Annotated in this window: 15 protein-coding genes, 1 tRNA gene and 1 rRNA gene; 5 read left to right on the top strand and 12 right to left on the bottom strand. The window is 60.3% G+C overall.

Features of this window, described 5'->3' with window-relative positions; all coding sequences use genetic code 11:
* Window positions 1-69 precede the first annotated feature (69 nt).
* Window positions 70-182, top strand: a 5S ribosomal RNA gene (rrf, locus tag VF285_RS06125).
* Window positions 183-339: 157 nt separating this feature from the next.
* On the opposite strand, the gene rlmH is transcribed toward rrf, so the two are convergent.
* From rlmH to VF285_RS06095, 6 genes are read right to left on the bottom strand one after another with little or no spacing between them, the layout of a single operon-like run.
* Window positions 340-810, bottom strand: a complete 471-nt coding sequence (rlmH, locus tag VF285_RS06120) for a 23S rRNA (pseudouridine(1915)-N(3))-methyltransferase RlmH (protein WP_346951737.1) — start codon at window positions 808-810, stop codon at window positions 340-342.
* 11 nt (window positions 811-821) lie between these two features.
* Window positions 822-1208: a ribosome silencing factor gene (gene rsfS / locus VF285_RS06115; protein ID WP_346951736.1), complete on the bottom strand. Its 387-nt coding sequence runs from the start codon at window positions 1206-1208 to the stop codon at window positions 822-824.
* Window positions 1205-1837: a nicotinate (nicotinamide) nucleotide adenylyltransferase gene (nadD, locus tag VF285_RS06110; protein ID WP_346951735.1), complete on the bottom strand. Its 633-nt coding sequence runs from the start codon at window positions 1835-1837 to the stop codon at window positions 1205-1207. The genes rsfS and nadD overlap by 4 nt, the downstream gene beginning before the upstream one ends.
* Entirely contained in the window at window positions 1828-2730 is a 903-nt protein-coding gene (hemF, locus tag VF285_RS06105) for an oxygen-dependent coproporphyrinogen oxidase (RefSeq protein WP_346951734.1), read from the bottom strand. The genes nadD and hemF overlap by 10 nt, the downstream gene beginning before the upstream one ends.
* Window positions 2731-2739: 9 nt before the next feature.
* Window positions 2740-4038 carry a phosphoribosylamine--glycine ligase gene (gene purD, locus VF285_RS06100; RefSeq protein WP_346951733.1) on the bottom strand — a complete coding sequence of 433 codons (1299 nt, stop codon included), beginning with the start codon at window positions 4036-4038 and terminating at the stop codon, window positions 2740-2742.
* On the bottom strand, window positions 4035-4766 hold the full coding sequence (locus VF285_RS06095) for a YebC/PmpR family DNA-binding transcriptional regulator (protein ID WP_346951732.1): 732 nt from the start codon (window positions 4764-4766) through the stop codon (window positions 4035-4037). Before VF285_RS06095 ends, purD begins: the two co-directional genes overlap by 4 nt.
* A 166-nt stretch (window positions 4767-4932) precedes the next feature.
* Between VF285_RS06095 and VF285_RS06090 the strand changes: the two genes are divergently transcribed.
* On the top strand, window positions 4933-5916 hold the full coding sequence (locus VF285_RS06090) for a quinone oxidoreductase (protein ID WP_346951731.1): 984 nt from the start codon (window positions 4933-4935) through the stop codon (window positions 5914-5916).
* Here the strand turns inward: VF285_RS06090 and VF285_RS06085 are convergent.
* Together VF285_RS06085 and pepN are read right to left on the bottom strand one after the other, a co-directional pair.
* Window positions 5903-6922 (bottom strand): class 1 fructose-bisphosphatase, encoded by a 1020-nt coding sequence (locus tag VF285_RS06085; RefSeq protein WP_346951730.1) that lies wholly within the window; start codon window positions 6920-6922, stop codon window positions 5903-5905. The two genes, VF285_RS06090 and VF285_RS06085, sit on opposite strands and share 14 nt — an antisense overlap.
* Before the next feature lie 23 nt (window positions 6923-6945).
* Window positions 6946-9645, bottom strand: a complete 2700-nt coding sequence (pepN, locus tag VF285_RS06080) for an aminopeptidase N (protein WP_346951729.1) — start codon at window positions 9643-9645, stop codon at window positions 6946-6948.
* Between the two features lie 173 nt (window positions 9646-9818).
* Here pepN and VF285_RS06075 point away from each other — a divergent pair, with 173 nt between their 5' ends.
* A complete protein-coding gene (locus tag VF285_RS06075; protein WP_346951728.1) occupies window positions 9819-10439 on the top strand; it encodes a DUF4136 domain-containing protein in 621 nt (206 codons plus the stop codon).
* A 1-nt stretch (window position 10440) separates the two neighbouring features.
* On the opposite strand, the gene VF285_RS06070 is transcribed toward VF285_RS06075, so the two are convergent.
* Window positions 10441-10803 carry an H-NS histone family protein gene (locus tag VF285_RS06070; protein ID WP_346951727.1) on the bottom strand — a complete coding sequence of 121 codons (363 nt, stop codon included), beginning with the start codon at window positions 10801-10803 and terminating at the stop codon, window positions 10441-10443.
* Window positions 10804-10925: 122 nt separating this feature from the next.
* Between VF285_RS06070 and VF285_RS06065 the strand changes: the two genes are divergently transcribed.
* Together VF285_RS06065 and tldD are read left to right on the top strand one after the other, a co-directional pair.
* Window positions 10926-11759 (top strand): carbon-nitrogen hydrolase family protein, encoded by an 834-nt coding sequence (locus VF285_RS06065; RefSeq protein WP_414648080.1) that lies wholly within the window; start codon window positions 10926-10928, stop codon window positions 11757-11759.
* A gap of 19 nt (window positions 11760-11778) precedes the next feature.
* The gene (gene tldD, locus VF285_RS06060; protein ID WP_346951725.1) at window positions 11779-13233 is read left to right on the top strand and encodes a metalloprotease TldD; all 1455 of its coding nucleotides are present in this window, start codon (window positions 11779-11781) and stop codon (window positions 13231-13233) included.
* A 66-nt stretch (window positions 13234-13299) separates the two neighbouring features.
* Here the strand turns inward: tldD and pncB are convergent, their stop codons facing one another.
* The 3 genes from pncB to VF285_RS06045 form a co-directional block, all read right to left on the bottom strand.
* Complete coding sequence (gene pncB, locus VF285_RS06055; protein ID WP_346951724.1) at window positions 13300-14529, bottom strand: nicotinate phosphoribosyltransferase; 1230 nt, start codon at window positions 14527-14529, stop codon at window positions 13300-13302.
* Window positions 14530-14635: 106 nt separating this feature from the next.
* A tRNA-Thr gene (locus VF285_RS06050) sits at window positions 14636-14711 on the bottom strand.
* A 110-nt stretch (window positions 14712-14821) separates the two neighbouring features.
* Complete coding sequence (locus tag VF285_RS06045; protein ID WP_346951723.1) at window positions 14822-15922, bottom strand: AI-2E family transporter; 1101 nt, start codon at window positions 15920-15922, stop codon at window positions 14822-14824.
* Between the last annotated feature and the right edge of the window lie 11 nt (window positions 15923-15933).

Here is a 15933-nt window from a genome sequence, read left to right as displayed (position 1 = left end):
TGGCGCAAGCGCGCGGGCCCCTCTCCCCAGATCGGCCCCCCAAGCTCGCTTGCCTCACAACCCGTTATGCTTGACGACCATAGCAAGGTGGACCCACTCCTTCCCTTCCCGAACAGGACAGTGAAACGCCTTCGCGCCGATTATAGTGGATGAACATCTGTGAAAGTAGGTCATCGTCAGGCTCTTATCCCTCAAAGCCCCTGCAGCGTATACTGCAGGGGCTTTGTCTTTATTCAGATTCGGAAATCTCGACTTAAAGAGATGAGTTTTGCCTCATTGCAAGATGAAGGGCCGCACAGTGTGCGGCCCTTCGTGCTTTCGGGATCGGATTCGGGCGGTTCAGGCGCGATGGTAGGGATGCCCGGCCAGGATGCTCCAGGCTCGGTACAGCTGCTCGGCGAGCAGAACTCGTACCATGGCGTGCGGTAGCGTCAGTGATGAAAGCCTGAGCGTCTGCTGTGCTGTCTTTTTCAGATCAGGGTCCAAGCCGTCCGGGCCACCGATGATGATGGCCACGTCGTGACCGCCAGCCTGCCAGGTCTTCAGATCTTGAGCCAATGCCAGGGTCGTCAGATCGCGCCCATGCTCGTCAAGAATGATGCGGCAGGCATTGGCGGGGATGGCTGCCTCGATACGATTCGCCTCAGCCTGCATCATCTGGGCGACCGTGCGGCCCTGGGTGCGTGAATCGGCTTTGACCTCGTGCAGGTCCATGGCGCAGTCGCGTGGCATTCGCTTGGCAAAGTCTTGCCACGCGATCTGCACCCAATCTGGCATCCGGGTGCCGACTGCTACGACGTGCAGTTTCATAGGGATGGGGGTCAGGCCTCGTCGGCGAGGTCGTGCGGCGGTGTACCCAGGTCAGGTAGAAGCTTGACGCGCACGGGCTTGGCGCCCCAGAGTTCTTCGAGATTGTAGTAGTCGCGGATGGCCGGTTGCATGCAGTGCACGACGATGTCGCCTAAATCGACCAAGACCCATTCGCCCGTGTCTTCACCTTCGAAAGCAAGCACCGAGAGGCCGCCCTGCTTGGCCTTTTCGGCGACGTGGCTGGCGATGGACCGTGTCTGACGGTTGGAGGTGCCGCTCGCAATGATGATGCGGTCAAAGAGACTGGTCAATCCCGTGGTGTTGAAGACCTTGATGTTTTGGGCCTTGATGTCTTCGAGCGCATCGATGATGAGGCGTTGCTGTTTTTGCAGATTCATGTGGGTTCGGTGGTGTCCTGTGGAGGCGTGTGGGGGGCGTAAAGCCTGTGGGTGCGAATATAGGCCAGCACGCGTGAGTTCAGCATATCATCCGCGGGGTTTCCTGAGGCGAGTGCCTGGCGGATGGCGGTAGCGGAAACGGGCTGCACCTCGAAAGGGATTTGCACCAGGTCGCCCGTGCGCAGCACTGCAGCGAGTGCGGCGGGGGGCACCAACGAGGTGCCGGGGCGCTGTGCGACGGCTAGACGGACGTGATGCAGGATTTCTGGCCACTGGCGCCAGGTACAAAAGTTGGCGAGCTGATCCGTTCCCATGATCCAGGTATACCGTGGACCCGGAGGGAGCGCGAGCAGTGTATCCAGCGTATACGTAGCGCCCTGGCGCTGAATCTCGATGGGGTTGACTCGCAGACCTGGGTGCCCGGCGCAGGCGATTTGCAGCATGTGCAGGCGGTGTTCCGGGGCCGCCCCCAGATCTCCACGCTGCCAGGGGCGTCCTGCCGGGAGCAGTTCGACATGGTCCAGCTTCAGCGATTCCAAAGCGGCTTCGGCGAGGGCGATGTGAGCCCCGTGGACAGGGTCGAAGCTGCCGCCCAGCAACCCGATTTCCAGTGGCGTTTTTACAGCCATTCCCGTGGCTTCAGATAGGCCGACAGCTCGGCCTCTGCGGACCCTGGCTCTGGAGACCAGTCGTAGCGCCATTGGGCGGTGGGCGGCATGGAGAGCAGGATGGATTCGGTGCGCCCGCCCGATTGCAGCCCGAAGAGCGTACCGCGATCATAGACCAGGTTGAATTCAACGTAGCGCCCACGTCGATAAGCCTGGAAGGCGCGCTCGGATTCGCCATAGGGAGTGTTCATGCGAGCCTGCACGATAGGAAGATAGGCTGGCAGGAAGCAATTGCCTACGGCTTGGGTGAGAGCAAAGCAGGAGTCGAAATCCGGTGTATTCAGGTCGTCGTAGAACAGGCCTCCGACGCCACGGGTTTCGTGGCGGTGTCGCAGCAGGAAGTACTCGTCGCACCAGGCCTTGTAGTGCCGGTATTTGTCTTCGCCAAATGGCACCAGGGCGTCGTGGCAGGTCTGGTGGAAGTGTCGGACGTCGTTTTCGACTGCGTAGTAAGGGGTGAGATCCAATCCGCCGCCGAACCAGAATACGTCCTGGTCTGCCTGGCTGCCATGCGCCACGAATAGGCGGACGTTCATGTGGGTGGTGGGGACGTGGGGGTTGCGTGGATGCAGCACCATGGAAACGCCCATGGCTTCCCAGCTGCGTCCCGCAAGCTCGGGGCGGTGTGCACTGGCCGATGGCGGAAGAGCATGTCCACGTACGTGGCTGAACAGCACCCCGGCGCGTTCGAAGACCTGGCCTTCTTCGCAGTACCTCGTGAGACCGCCGCCGCCTTCCGGGCGAGCCCAGGGGTCGTGCCCGAAGGGTTTGCCTTCCAGTGCTTCCAACGCGTGCACGATGCCCGCTTGCAGAGACGAAAAATATTCGTGGGCGCGCTTGACGGGGACGTGCATGAAAGGTTCCTATTCGTGTCGTGGGTGATCTGCAAGAGCGCGCCAGCCGATGTCCCGGCGATACTGGCGGCCCGCGAATTGTGTCCGGTTGACCGCCTCGTAGGCCGCTTGTTGCGCCCGGCGAATGGAATCCCCCAGCGCGGTGACGCAAAGCACCCGTCCGCCGTGGGTGACGAGCTGGCCGTTTTCACGCGAGGTGCCCGCATGGAAGGTCATGCAGTCGTCTGTGTTGGGTACAAGCGCCGTGATGGCGTCGCCTTTGCGTGGCGCATCAGGGTAGCCGGCAGCCGCCAGCACGACGCCTACCGCGACACGGCGGTCCCAGACGATCTCGGCCTGATCCAGCGTGCCGTCGATCGCGTGTTCCAGAATGGTCGAGAAATCGCTTTTCATTCGCAACATGATGGGCTGGGTTTCAGGGTCCCCCATGCGGCAGTTGAATTCCAGCACCTTCAGGCTGCGGGTCGCGTCAGGGCCTTCGCCTATCATCAGCCCCGCGTACAGGAACCCCGTGTAGGGGAGCCCGTCGCGGGCCATGCCATGGACGGCAGGCTGGATGATTTCACGCATGATGCGGTTATGCAGGGCAGGACTCACCACGGGAGCGGGGGAATAAGCCCCCATGCCGCCGGTGTTAGGCCCTGCGTCGCCGTCCAGCAGGCGCTTGTGGTCCTGGCTGGTGGCCAAAGGCAGTACATGCTGACCGTCGCACATGACGATGAAGCTTGCTTCTTCGCCTTCGAGAAAGTCCTCGATCACCACGCGAGCGCCCGCAGCACCGATCGTGCTGTCGGCGCCCAGCATGTGATCGATGGCGTTCACCGCCTCGTCGACGGTTTGCGCGACCACCACACCCTTGCCGGCCGCGAGGCCATCGGCCTTCACCACAATGGGCGCGCCGTGGGATTGGATGTAGGCCTTGGCTGCTGCTGCATCGCTGAATGTCTGCGAATCGGCAGTAGGAATCTGGTGCCGGCGCATGAACGACTTTGCGTAGTCCTTGGAGCTTTCGAGCTGCGCCGCTGCGCGCGTAGGCCCGAAGATGCGCAGGCCGGCCAGGTGGAAGGCGTCGACCACGCCCGCCGCCAGGGGCGCTTCGGGTCCCACGACGGTGAACGCGATCTTTTCTTGTTGCGCAAACGCAATCAGCGCGTCAGTGTCCTGGAGTGGCAGGTTTTCCAGCGGGTAGCTGTCTTCTGTGCCGCCGTTTCCGGGAGCAACGTAGATTTTCTGGATTCTGGGGGACTGGGCCAGACGCCACGCCAGGGCATGTTCACGGCCGCCTGCGCCGATCACCAACAACTTCATGCTGTCTCGTCAAAAACGGCCGTTGTGTAGACCTCTTGGACGTCGTCCAGCCCCTCCAGGAGGTCGATGATGTTCTGCATGTGTTCGGCTTCCTCACCGTGCAGTTGAACCTCGGACAGCGCCTTCATGATGATGTCCTGGACTTCGGGGACCAATTGCGCCGCTTCGAATGCCTGTTTGAGTGTCAGGTATTGTCCGGGCTCGCAGGTGACTTCAATGACGCCTTCTTCGTCCGACTGCACGTCGTCGGCACCGTTTTCAAGCGCCACGTCCATGACTTGTTCTTCAGAGGTTCCGGGTGCGAAGATGAACTGTCCGCAGTGCTTGAACATGAAGGATACGGAGCCGTCGGTCCCCAGGTTGCCGCCGTTCTTGGACAGCGTGTGGCGGACTTCGGAGACGGTGCGCTGACGGTTGTCGGTCATGCAGTCGATGAGCACGGCCGCGCCACCCACGCCATAGCCTTCGTAGCGGATTTCTTCGTAATTGGCGCCGTCGGCGGTTCCTGCGCCGCGCTGCGCCGCCCGCACGATGTTGTCTTTGGGCATGTTGGCCGACGTGGCTTTATCCCAGGCCAACCGCAGGCGCGGATTGGCGTCCGGGTCAGGGCCGCCCGCGCGGGCGGCTACGGTGACTTCGCGGATGATCTTGGTCCAGAGCTTGCCGCGTTTGGCGTCTTGGCGCCCTTTGCGGTGCTGGATGTTTGCCCATTTGCTGTGTCCGGACATGATGACTCGTTTTGTAGGGAATGAACCAGTGAATCGACGATTTTAACGCGGACTGGTGGAGATAGGACGGGCCATGGTCTTCGTGGGGCTGAAGCCTGGGCAAAAAATCATGCTAGTCTGGCTCTAGAATAAACGGCAGGCCCGTCGTGGGTCGGAGGACAAGGCAGTGGAAAAAGCTCGTGTGGTGCGTGTGGAACAGCATGGTGGCCCTGAGGTCTTGCAACTGGCGCAGATCGATGTCCCCGAGATGGGGGCCGACGAGGTCCGCATCCGCCAGAAGGCGATCGGGCTCAATTTCATCGATATCTACTGTCGTACGGGCTTGTATCCGCACCCGCTTCCTCATGGTCTCGGGATGGAAGCCTCAGGCATTGTCGAAGCGGTGGGTGCTGGCGTGACCCACCTGCATGTGGGTGATCGGGTGGCCTACGGCCAGAGCCCGATCGGGGCCTACGCCGACGTCCGCAATGTTCCGGCTCGCCATGTGGTGAAGATTCCGGATGCGGTCAGCTTCGAGCAGGCAGCTGCGCTGATGCTCAAGGGGCTTACGGTTCAGTATCTGTTCCGTCAGACTTATCGCCTCAAGGGCCATGAGACCATTCTGTTTCATGCCGCTGCGGGGGGGGTGGGGTTGATCGCCTGTCAGTGGGCGCGCGCACTGGGCGTGCGCCTGATCGGAACGACGTCCTCACCCGAGAAGGCGGCATTGGCTCGTCAGAATGGGGCCTGGGAGGTCATCGACTACACACGGGAAGACGTCGCGGCCCGAGTAGCAGAGCTGACGCAAGGACAGAAGGTACCCGTCGTTTACGACGGGGTGGGCAAGGCCACCTGGGATGTCTCGCTGAATTGCCTGCAGCCGCGAGGCCTGATGGTCAGTTTCGGGAACGCGTCGGGGCCCGTTGAAGGCGTCAATCTGGGCGTGCTGGCGGCCAAGGGGTCCTTGTACGTGACGCGCCCCATTCTGCATGCCTACATGACTACGGCTCAAGAAACGCAGGCGGCAGCCAGCGAGATGTTCGACCTGGTGACCTCGGGCAAGCTGAACGTCGTGATCGGGCAGCGTTTCGCGTTGCAAGATGCGGGTCGCGCCCACGAGGCCCTGAAAAATCGCCATACCACGGGCGCGACAGTGCTTATGCTGGAGTGACAGCCTGGTGGTAGGCCTGTACGCGTTCGACCTCGGCGCGTGATCCCAGGATCACGCCCGTGCGTTCGTGTACGGCCTGGGGCTGGATGTCCAGAATGCGTTTCGTGCCATCGATGGCGCGTCCACCCGCTTGTTCGACCAGAAAACTCATGGGGTTGGCTTCGTACATGAGACGAAGCTTGCCCTTGTGGCCGCTGGGGCGGGAATCGCGCGGGTACATGAAGATGCCGCCGCGATTCAGAATACGATGCACGTCGGCTACCATGGAAGCGATCCAGCGCATGTTGTAGTTTTTGCCCAGAGGGCCTGATTCGCCTTGCAGACACTCGTCGATGTAGCGTTTCACGGGGGCTTCCCAGTGCCGCATGTTCGACATGTTGATGGCAAATTCGGCGGTTTGCTCCGGAATCCGGATATTCTCGTGCGTCAGCAGCCACGAACCCATTTCCGAGTCCAGCGTAAAGCCCATGACGCCCGCGCCCACAGTCAGGACCAGCATGGTCTGGGGGCCGTAGACGGCGTAACCGGCGGCGACCTGGCGCGTGCCGGGTTGCAGGAAATCGGCCTCGGTTACGTCGCGTCCAGCGGCGTCGGCAGGGACCTGCAAGATGGAAAAGATCGTTCCGATCGAGACGTTTACGTCAATGTTCGAGGACCCGTCCAGGGGGTCGAAGAGCAACAGGTTCTGCCCCTTGGGGTATTCGTTGGGAATGGGATGGATGGTTTCCATCTCTTCAGAGGCCATGGCGGCAAGGCTACCCCCCCATTCGTTGGCCTCGAGGAGGATCTCGTTGGACAATACGTCGAGCTTCTTCTGGATTTCGCCCTGCACGTTCTCGGTGCCGAGGCTGCCCAGTACGCCCCCCAGAGCACCCTTGTGCACTGTAGTGCTGATCGCTTTGCAGGCACGGGAGACAGTTTCGATGAGCAGTCGGACGTCAGCCGAGACAGACTTGTGCTCGCGCTGCTGCTCGACCAGGTATTGCGTCAGAGTCTTGTGTTTCAAGATGGATCCTTGGTCAAAATGATTTAGACGCCCAGCGCCTTAGAAACGATTTCGTGGACGTTGCGTGAAAGCCCGGGGTGTTCGAGTACCCGTTTCAGGGCCGCCTGCATCCCCTTGCGGGCAGTGGGTTCATGGCGAGCCCAGTTGTCAAAGGCCCGTGAAAGACGCGAGGCGACCTCGGGGTTGATCTGATCCAGTGCCAGAACCTGTTCAGCCCAGAATTCGTATCCTTGGGGGGTGTGCAGGGCTGCGTGATTTTCCATGCAGAAGCGGAAGATCACCGAACGTGCCCGATTGGGATTGCGCAGGACGAAGTCGGGCAAGGACATGAGTCTGCGCACGTCGGCGACCGTACCGGAATCGGCGCTGGCCTGTGCCCCGAACCATCGGTCCAGGACCAGCGGGTCGGTATGCCAACGGTCGTGAAAGTCCTTCACGAGGTCGGCGCATTGTTGGGGGGCATGGTTCAGCAATGAAGTCAGGGCCCCCAGGCTTTCGGTCATGTTGCGCGCCTGTTCGTACTGCGCGCGCGCCTGCTGGGCGGCTTGAGGGGCCTGTGTTGCAAGAAGGTAGTCGAGCGCCAGATTGCGCAGGCTGCGTCGGCCCGACGAGACCGGATCGGGTGAATAGGGCTGATCGTCGCCGTCGGCCATGGATTCGTAGACTTGCTGCCATTGCAAGGCCAGCCCGGCACCCAGGGTCTGCTGCGCATGTTGCCATGCGGCCACCACCGCCTGTGGGTCCAGGGGCTCGTTGCGCTCCATGACTTCACGCCGTGCAGGGAGGCTCAGCAACTGCACTTTGTAGGCCGGCGAGAGCGAAGCGTCGTCCAACGCCGCGCGCCAGACCGACAGCAGCGTCTTCGCGTCAGGCACTGGTGCGTTGTTGCGATGCGCACGGATGCTTTTGCTCAGGTAGCGGTGCGCGATTTCTTGCGTGGCGTCCCAGCGTGCAAATGGGTCCGTATCGTGGCGTGCGAGCAGAGCCAGATCCTGTTCGCTGCGTTCAGCCAGCAAAATGACAGGTGCGGAGAAGCCGCGCGCCAGTGACAAGATGGGGCGTGTAGGGATCTTCTCAAACGTCCATGTGTGTGATGAGTCCTTGAGCTCCAGAATCACCGTGTCTTGCGTGGCTTCATCCGAATGGATGGGAATCGCCTGGCCGGATTCGTCGAGCAGGCCGATCGCAAGCGGAATATGCAGTGGCGGCTTGGTGTCCACAGGAGCGTGGCGCGTTTCCAGTCCGACTGGAGCGCAGTGTTGCGATAGAGTGATTTTCAGGCGATGAGCCGCTGCGTCGTAGTGGCTCTGGACCTGGACTCGCGGCGTTCCTGCTTGTGAATACCAGCGGCGGAACACTGCGAAGTCGTGACCCGGGTGCTGCGCCGTATAGACGGATTCCATGGCGGCGACGAAGTCGTCGCAGGTCACGGCTTGCCCGTCGTGGCGGCGGAAGTACTCGTCCATTCCAGCGCGGAACCCGGCTTCGCCCAGCAGGGTGTGTTGCATGCGGATGACTTCTGCCCCTTTTTCGTACACCGTGGGGGTGTAGAAATTGGCGATTTCCTGATAGCTGTCGGGGCGGATGGGGTGTGCCATGGGCCCCGCGTCTTCGGGGAACTGCGCCACGCGCAGCGTGTGAACGTCTTCGATGCGCTTGACGGCGCGGGCGCTGGCGGCTTCGTGCGCGGGCAAGCCTTCGGCCAGCATGTCGGCCGAGAATTCCTGTTCGCGAAATACCGTAAGCCCCTCTTTGAGAGAGAGCTGGAACCAGTCGCGGCACGTGACCCGGTCCCCCGTCCAGTTATGGAAGTATTCGTGGCCGATCACGGCCTCGATGCGCCGGTAGGTGGCGTCCGTTGCCGTAGCAGGGTTGGCCAACACGTAAGCCGCGTTGAAGACGTTGAGGCCTTTGTTCTCCATGGCCCCCATGTTGAAGTCGCGAGCTGCGACGATCATGAAGCGGTCCAGATCCAGTTCCAGGCCGAAACGGCGCTCGTCCCAGTGCAAGGCTCGCACCAGGCAGCCCATGGCCCAGTGTGTCTGTTCACGGTAGCCACGGTCGCTGTAGACCTGCAGCAGAACAGTCCGACCGCTGCGCGTGATTTCAGTTTGTTCCAGGCAGTCGAAGTCGCCTGCCACCAGGGCGAACAGGTAGCAGGGTTTGGGGTGCGGATCTTGCCATACAGCCTGGGCGCGGCCGTCGGCGAGCGTCGTCTGCTCGATCAGGTTGCCGTTTGAGAGCATGAGGGGATAGGTTTTGGGAGTGCCGCGCAGCACGACCTCGTAGCGGGACATGACGTCGGGGCGGTCCGGGAACCAGGTAATGCGGCGAAAGCCCTGGGCTTCGCATTGCGTGAAAAGTTGGTCACCTGACACATAAAGGCCCATGAGCTTCGTGTTCTGGGCCGGGTGACAAAGATTCGTAATCCGCAAGCGAAAGGGTTTGCACATTTCGGGTGATTCAATGTGCAGCGTTTCTTCGTCGAGATGGTATTCGCTGGACGAAAGAACCCGGTCATTGAGCTGGACTTCCAGAAGCTCGAGGTCTTCACCGTGCAGTACCAGAGCCGGATTTTCGTGGGTGGCGGGTTCGAAATGCAGTTCTGAGGCAACCCGTGTAGTTTGGGCGTCCAGGTCAAATTCGAGGCGAACCGAGGGCAAGCGATAGGGGTAGGGACTGTAATCCTGCCGGTGGATGGTCTGGGCAATATCTGTGCGCATTGAATGGTCCCGAAAAGAGCTGCTGAATGTCGATATTGTAGTCGGCTTGTCCGCGTCCATCGGCAGAGGTTTGAGTGGGTTGCGGCTGTATCTGTGTGCTACGGGTGGCTATCCTGAAAAGTGGGGACAGCCTATGATGGAGTCGTTGCAAACGTAGCCGTCGGGCCCGCAGTATGAATCGTGAGTTCCAATCCTTGTGCAGACAGGGGAGCGTCGTAGGGCGTTGGCTCTTGTCGGTGCTTTTGATCCTGGCCATGAGCGGATGTGCGACTGTTTTTTCAGCGCAAGTATCTCGTTTCGAACAGTGGCCACAGAATGCCGACGGAGCCAGCTACTGGATCAAACCCGATAAGGCACAGCAGAATAACCTTCAGTTCCAGACCTACGCCGATGCCGTGCGTGCAGCGCTGGGCCCCACGGGCCTGGTCGAAGCCTCCAACGAGGCGCAGGCTCGCTTTGTGGTGCACATGGATTATTCCAGCCCCCGAGAACGGGTTTGGGAGCAGCGCCCTGTGGACCCCTACTACTATGGCCCGGGCCCGTTTTACAGGCCGTGGCGGTGGGGGTACGCGCCTATGGTCCAGAACGTGGTGGTAGACGTGTATCGCATGACGCTTTCTGTGCGGATCGATGATCGCTCACAGCAGGGACACGAGGTCTATCGCGCCACGGCCGTGGCGACGAACGGCAGGGATCAACTGGGTGCTGCCATGCCGTACCTGGCTCGCGCCTTGTTCGACCATTTTCCGGGTCGCAATGGCGAAGTCATCCAGGTACGGTATCCAGTGCGATGATTCAGGCGGCCTGGATCAGAAAGCTGGTGCGTGGCGTGCCGGCAGCCTCTGCATCACTGACCCAGCGCGGGGGCTTGCCCCGGCCTGTCCAGGTGGCCCCGGTGTCCGGGTGGCGATATTTTGGCGGGATGACGCGTTTGGTGGCCGTTGCCTTATTGGTGGTCCCGACACGGCGACCGGCTGATTTTTGGCTGAAAGCAGCTGTGATTTCTTCTGGGGTGATCGAGTATTCGCGCATGGAACGCACGATGGACGTCAAAATCGGGCGACGTTGTTTCGCTTGTAGGGTTTGCATCTGTTTTTGAAGTTTCGAGATTTCTTTCTCGAGGCGGGATTTCTGAGTCGTGTAGCTGGTACGGGTCATTAAGGGCTCCGTCAATTTAAATAGTGGAATCAATCCGAATGCTTCGGCCGGGGACCATTTTAAACACAGCGCATAATGCGTGTGTAATTTCTGTGTGACGAATTTGATCCCGGCTTGCGTAGGTGGATGGAGATGTGATGGATGAATTGCAAAGTGCGATGAAGGTCGCTGCCGTTCAAATGGTTTCTGGCTCTTCTGTCGAGCAGAACCTGGATCAGGCTGCTCATTGGATACAGGCGGCGGCAACGGCGGGCGCGAAGCTGGTTGTTTTGCCGGAGTATTTTTGCATTCTGGGCCAGCACGAGAAAGACAAGCTGGGCGTGGTTGAAAAGCCGGGTGAAGGGCCGATTCAATTGTTTCTGGCAGGCCAGGCCAGGCGGTACGGCATTTGGCTGGTAGGCGGCACGATTCCGTTGCAAAGCCCGGACGCGGATCGTATTTACAACTCATGCCTCGTGTTTGACCCCAAGGGAAAGCCATGCGCTCGTTATGACAAGATTCATCTCTTCAGTTTCAGTCGAAATTCAGAATCTTATGATGAGTCCAGGACCATTCGCCCGGGAGATCAATCACCCCAGGTATTCGATCTTCCCATCGGTCGTATCGCGCTGGCGATTTGCTACGATTTGCGATTCCCTGAATTGTTTCGCGCACAAGGCGACGTGCAGCTTTTGGTGTTGCCGGCCGCTTTTACGTACACCACGGGTTCTGTACACTGGGAAGTATTGCTACGTGCACGAGCCATTGAGAACCAATGCTATGTGCTTGCAAGTGCGCAGGGCGGCCGGCATGACAACGGCCGCCGCACTTGGGGGCATTCGATGTTGATTGATCCCTGGGGAGAAATCATCAGTTGTCTGCCTGAAGGTGCAGGTCTGGCAATGGGGACCATCGATCCGGAACGAGTCCGGTCCGTGCGCGAGTCGCTGCCAGCCCTGCGTCATCGGGTCATGTAATGTTTTGAGGTATTGTTTCATGAATATGCGCGAACCGGGCCTCGACGCCCTGAACACGGCACAGTCTCTGCTTCTCCAGCCCTGGGGAATGGATGAGTCGCATCTGGCACGGGCGCTTTCCGAGATCCATACCCGTCGGGTCGATTATGCCGACCTGTATTTTCAGTACAGTTGCTCCGAAGGCTGGAGCCTCGAAGAAGGCATCGTCAAGACGGGCAGTTTCTCCATCGACCAGGGGGTGGGGGTCCGTGCCATCAGCGGTGAGAAAACCGCGTTCGCCTACTCTGACAGCCTGTCTCCCGAAGCGTTGATGTCGTCAGCTCGCGCTGTGCGCACCATCGGGCGCCAAGGAGCGGGTCGGCGCAAGGTGTCCGGAATGCCGGCCACGCCGCATCATTTGTATGCGGCCGTGAATCCAGTCGACTCTCTGACCGCTCCCGACAAGGTCGCGCTGCTCGAACGCGTCGAGCGTATGGCACGGGCGGCCGATCCTGAAATCATTCAGGTGATGGCGGGACTGGCTGCCGAATACGATGTGATTCTCGTTGCGGGGAGCGATGGTCGTCTGGTAGCAGACGTGCGGCCGCTGGTTCGCCTGTCCCTTACGGTGATCGCCGAACGCGCCGGGCGTCGCGAAATGGGGCACGGAGGCGGTGGCGGGCGTACGGGGCTGGAGTATTTCACGGACGAGATTCTGCGAGGTTACGTCCAGCGCGCGGTGCACGAAGCGCGCGTCAATCTTGAGGCCCGGCCAGCCCCGGCAGGCCAGATGACGGTGGTGTTGGGCTCCGGATGGCCAGGTATCTTGCTGCATGAGGCCGTGGGACATGGTCTTGAAGGAGATTTCAATCGCAAGGGCTCCAGCGTGTTCTCTGGCCGTATTGGCGAGCAAGTGGCCTCGCGTGGAGTCACGGTAGTCGACGACGGCACCTTGTCGGGGCGGCGCGGGTCCTTGAACGTAGACGACGAAGGCCACGCCACACAACATAACGTGCTCATTGAAGACGGCGTGTTGCGAGGCTATATGCAAGATTCGCTCAATGCCCGCCTGATGAAGCAGGCGCCCACGGGCAATGGCCGGCGCGAGTCGTACGCCTTTCTGCCCATGCCGCGGATGACCAATACCTATATGCTGGCCGGCCGGGACGACCCAAAGGAAATCGTCGCGTCCGTCGATCGTGGCCTTTATGCCGTCAATTTTGGTGGAGGACAGGTCGACATCACCAGCGGTAAGTTCGTGTTTTCCGCGTCCGAGGCCTACCTGATTGAAAATGGCAAGATCACGTATCCCGTCAAGGGAGCGACCTTGATCGGGAGCGGTCCTGAGGCCATGAGCCGCATCGGCATGATAGGCAATGACCTGGAGCTGGACTCCGGGGTGGGTACGTGCGGCAAGGAAGGGCAGAGTGTTCCTGTGGGGGTGGGGATGCCTACCTTACGCATCGACGGGCTGACTGTGGGCGGGACGGCCTGAGCCTTTGAGGTATGAGGGCCAGCGGAAGGCTGGCCCTATTTGAAGAACACCCGACAGGCGCAGCAGTCAGGCCTGGGCGATTGTTGAAAGCGCATCGTCGCGCCCAAACACTTGCCGTAGATAGGCCAGGAAGGTTGCGTCGGTGCAATGCACCTTGCCTGGGCTGTCAGGCAGTTTGGCGGTTGGCATGCCGTTGCAATAGAACAGTTTCATGACGATGTTCAGTGGCTCTGGCCCGAGGTCGTTGCTCAGGTTGGTTCCAATGCCGAAACCCAGTTGAACGCGATCGGCAAAGTGTCGATAGATGCGCAGCGCCTGAGGCAGATCGAGCCCGTCTGAAAATACGAAGCGCTTGGTCGCTGGGTCTATGCGCAGGGCCTTGTAGTGTGCAAGGGCCTGTTCTCCCCAGGCGATGGGATCGCCTGAGTCGTGCCTGAGACCGTCGAAAAGTTTGGCCAGGTAGAGGTCGAAGTCCGCCAGGAAGGCCTTCATGCCCACGACGTCCGTGAGGGCGATGCCCAGATCGCCCCGGTACTCTTGTACCCAGTCTTCGAGCGCCGTCCGTTGGAAGTCTCGCAGCCTCACTTTGCCAAAGGCCTGGTAGGACTGCAGGTACTCGTGCGCCATGGTTCCCACGGGGGTGAAACCGCAATCGCGGGCAAGCGCCACATTAGAGGTTCCGGTGACGTAGTCCGGGACCTGTTCGCGCAGGGTCTTAAGAACCTCGGACTGCCATGTGCGTGAGAAACGCCGGCGCAAGCCGAAATCAGAAATTTGCAGCGGGAAGCGGCGCGCCGGTTCACGCGAGAATTCCAGCAGCAGGTCGATCTTGGCCTGCAGGCGCCTGCGTCCTTCCGCCAGCACGTCGGGCGTCTGATAGGGTCGGAAGTACAGTTCGTTGACGATGGCCAGCACAAAGATTTCGAAGGCCATGACATGCACTTGCGGCCCCCGTGCGACGATGCTCAGATGTTCGCCGTCGGTTTCGACTTCGATGAAGCGGCGCTGGAAATGAAACAGCGACAGGAAATCGACGAAGTCGGACTTGATGTACCGCAGTGACCCCAGGTAATCAAGCTCGTCCTGTTGAAATCGTAGTGAGCACAGGTGGTCGATCTGTTCCCGCACGTCGGCGACCAGTGTAGCCAGTGGGCGCAACGGTTTCGTGCGGCAGATGAAGCGGTATTCCGCCTGTGCAGCCGGATGACGGTGCAGCATGGCCTGCCACATGGTGAACTTGTACAGATCGGTGTCCAGCAGAGATTGGATGATGGGCTGGAAGGTGCTGCCTGACATGCGGAAGTGGCCTCGTCGATGAGATGAGGACCATGTTACTGGATTTCGCTCTGCGGCAAGGCAAAATGCACAGGCCACTTGAGATCAAGTGGCCTGTGCATTGAATTGGTGCCGGCTAAAGGAGTCGAACCCTCGACCTTCTCATTACGAATGAGCTGCTCTACCAACTGAGCTAAGCCGGCAATCGTGGGCGCTGCAGCCCATGATCTATTGGTAGCAAGTGACGATGCCGCCTCTACCAAAGCCAGCAATTATACATGGATTGGGCCAGCTTGCAGAAGCGGCGTTGGCACTACGGTTCGGATGCAGGAGTCTCGGAGGTGTCATCCTCAGTCTGCGTCTGGCGATGAGCCGCGACGGCTTCGGGGAACAGGTCCCAGCAGGCCATGAACAGTGCCGCGAAGAGCGGGCCGATGACGAAGCCGTTGAGGCCGAAGACGGAGAGCCCGCCCAGGGTCGAAATCAGGACTACGTAATCTGGCAGCTTGGTGTCCTTGCCTACGAGAATGGGGCGCAGGATGTTGTCGATGAGGCCAATCACCAACACGCCAAATAAAGTCAGTACGATGCCCTGCCAATAAGCGCCCGTGACCAGGAAGTAGACGGCCACTGGCACCCAGATCAACGAGGCGCCCACTGCGGGCAGCAGGGACAGGAAGGCCATGAGCACACCCCAGAACAAGGCGCCCTGGATACCCAAGAAAGCGAACATCAGGCCCCCGAGCAACCCTTGGGTGGCCGCAATGGCGATGTTTCCCTTGACCGTGGCGCGCACGACCGTCGCAAATTTTTGAAAAAGGTCGCGGCGGTGGGCGTCTTCGAGAGGAATCAGGCGCTTGAGCGTCGGCACCATGGAAGGACCGTCTCGCAGCAGGAAAAACAACAGGTACAGCATGATGCCCAGGCCGACGACAAAGCCGAATGTGTTCTGGCCGATGCTGACCGCCTGCTTGGCCAGAAATTGGCTGCCTTGCAGGGCGCCGACTGACAATTTTTCACGGATGCTGAGCAGATCGCCGAGGCCGATGGAATCCAGCCACCCTTGCAAAGAGGGGGGCAGGGCTGCAGTGATCTGCTCGTAATAGTGAACCAGGTTCAGCTGCCCCGAGTGAATCCGGCTGTAGAGGCCAGCGACTTCAGTCGTCAGTGCGCCGGCGATGAAGATGAGTGGCAGGATCACGATCAGCGTGATGCACAGCACGGTGAGAAATGCGGCCAGGCTGGGATGTCGCCCACCGAATGCGTGGTGCAGTCTTCTGTGGACGGGGCTGAAGATCACCGCCAATACGCTGCCCCAGAAGATGGCAGGGTAGTACGGCAGCAGGATGCTGACGAAGGCGATCGACACCGCTGTGAGCAACAGAAGGAAACTGCGGAAATGTAGGGTGGGCATGAGCGCAAGCG

The organism is Castellaniella sp., from assembly GCF_036379515.1.
GTDB lineage: Bacteria > Pseudomonadota > Gammaproteobacteria > Burkholderiales > Burkholderiaceae_B > Castellaniella.
The sequence above is the reverse complement of the archived record's forward strand: the minus strand, read 5'-3'. Positions and strand labels throughout refer to the sequence as shown.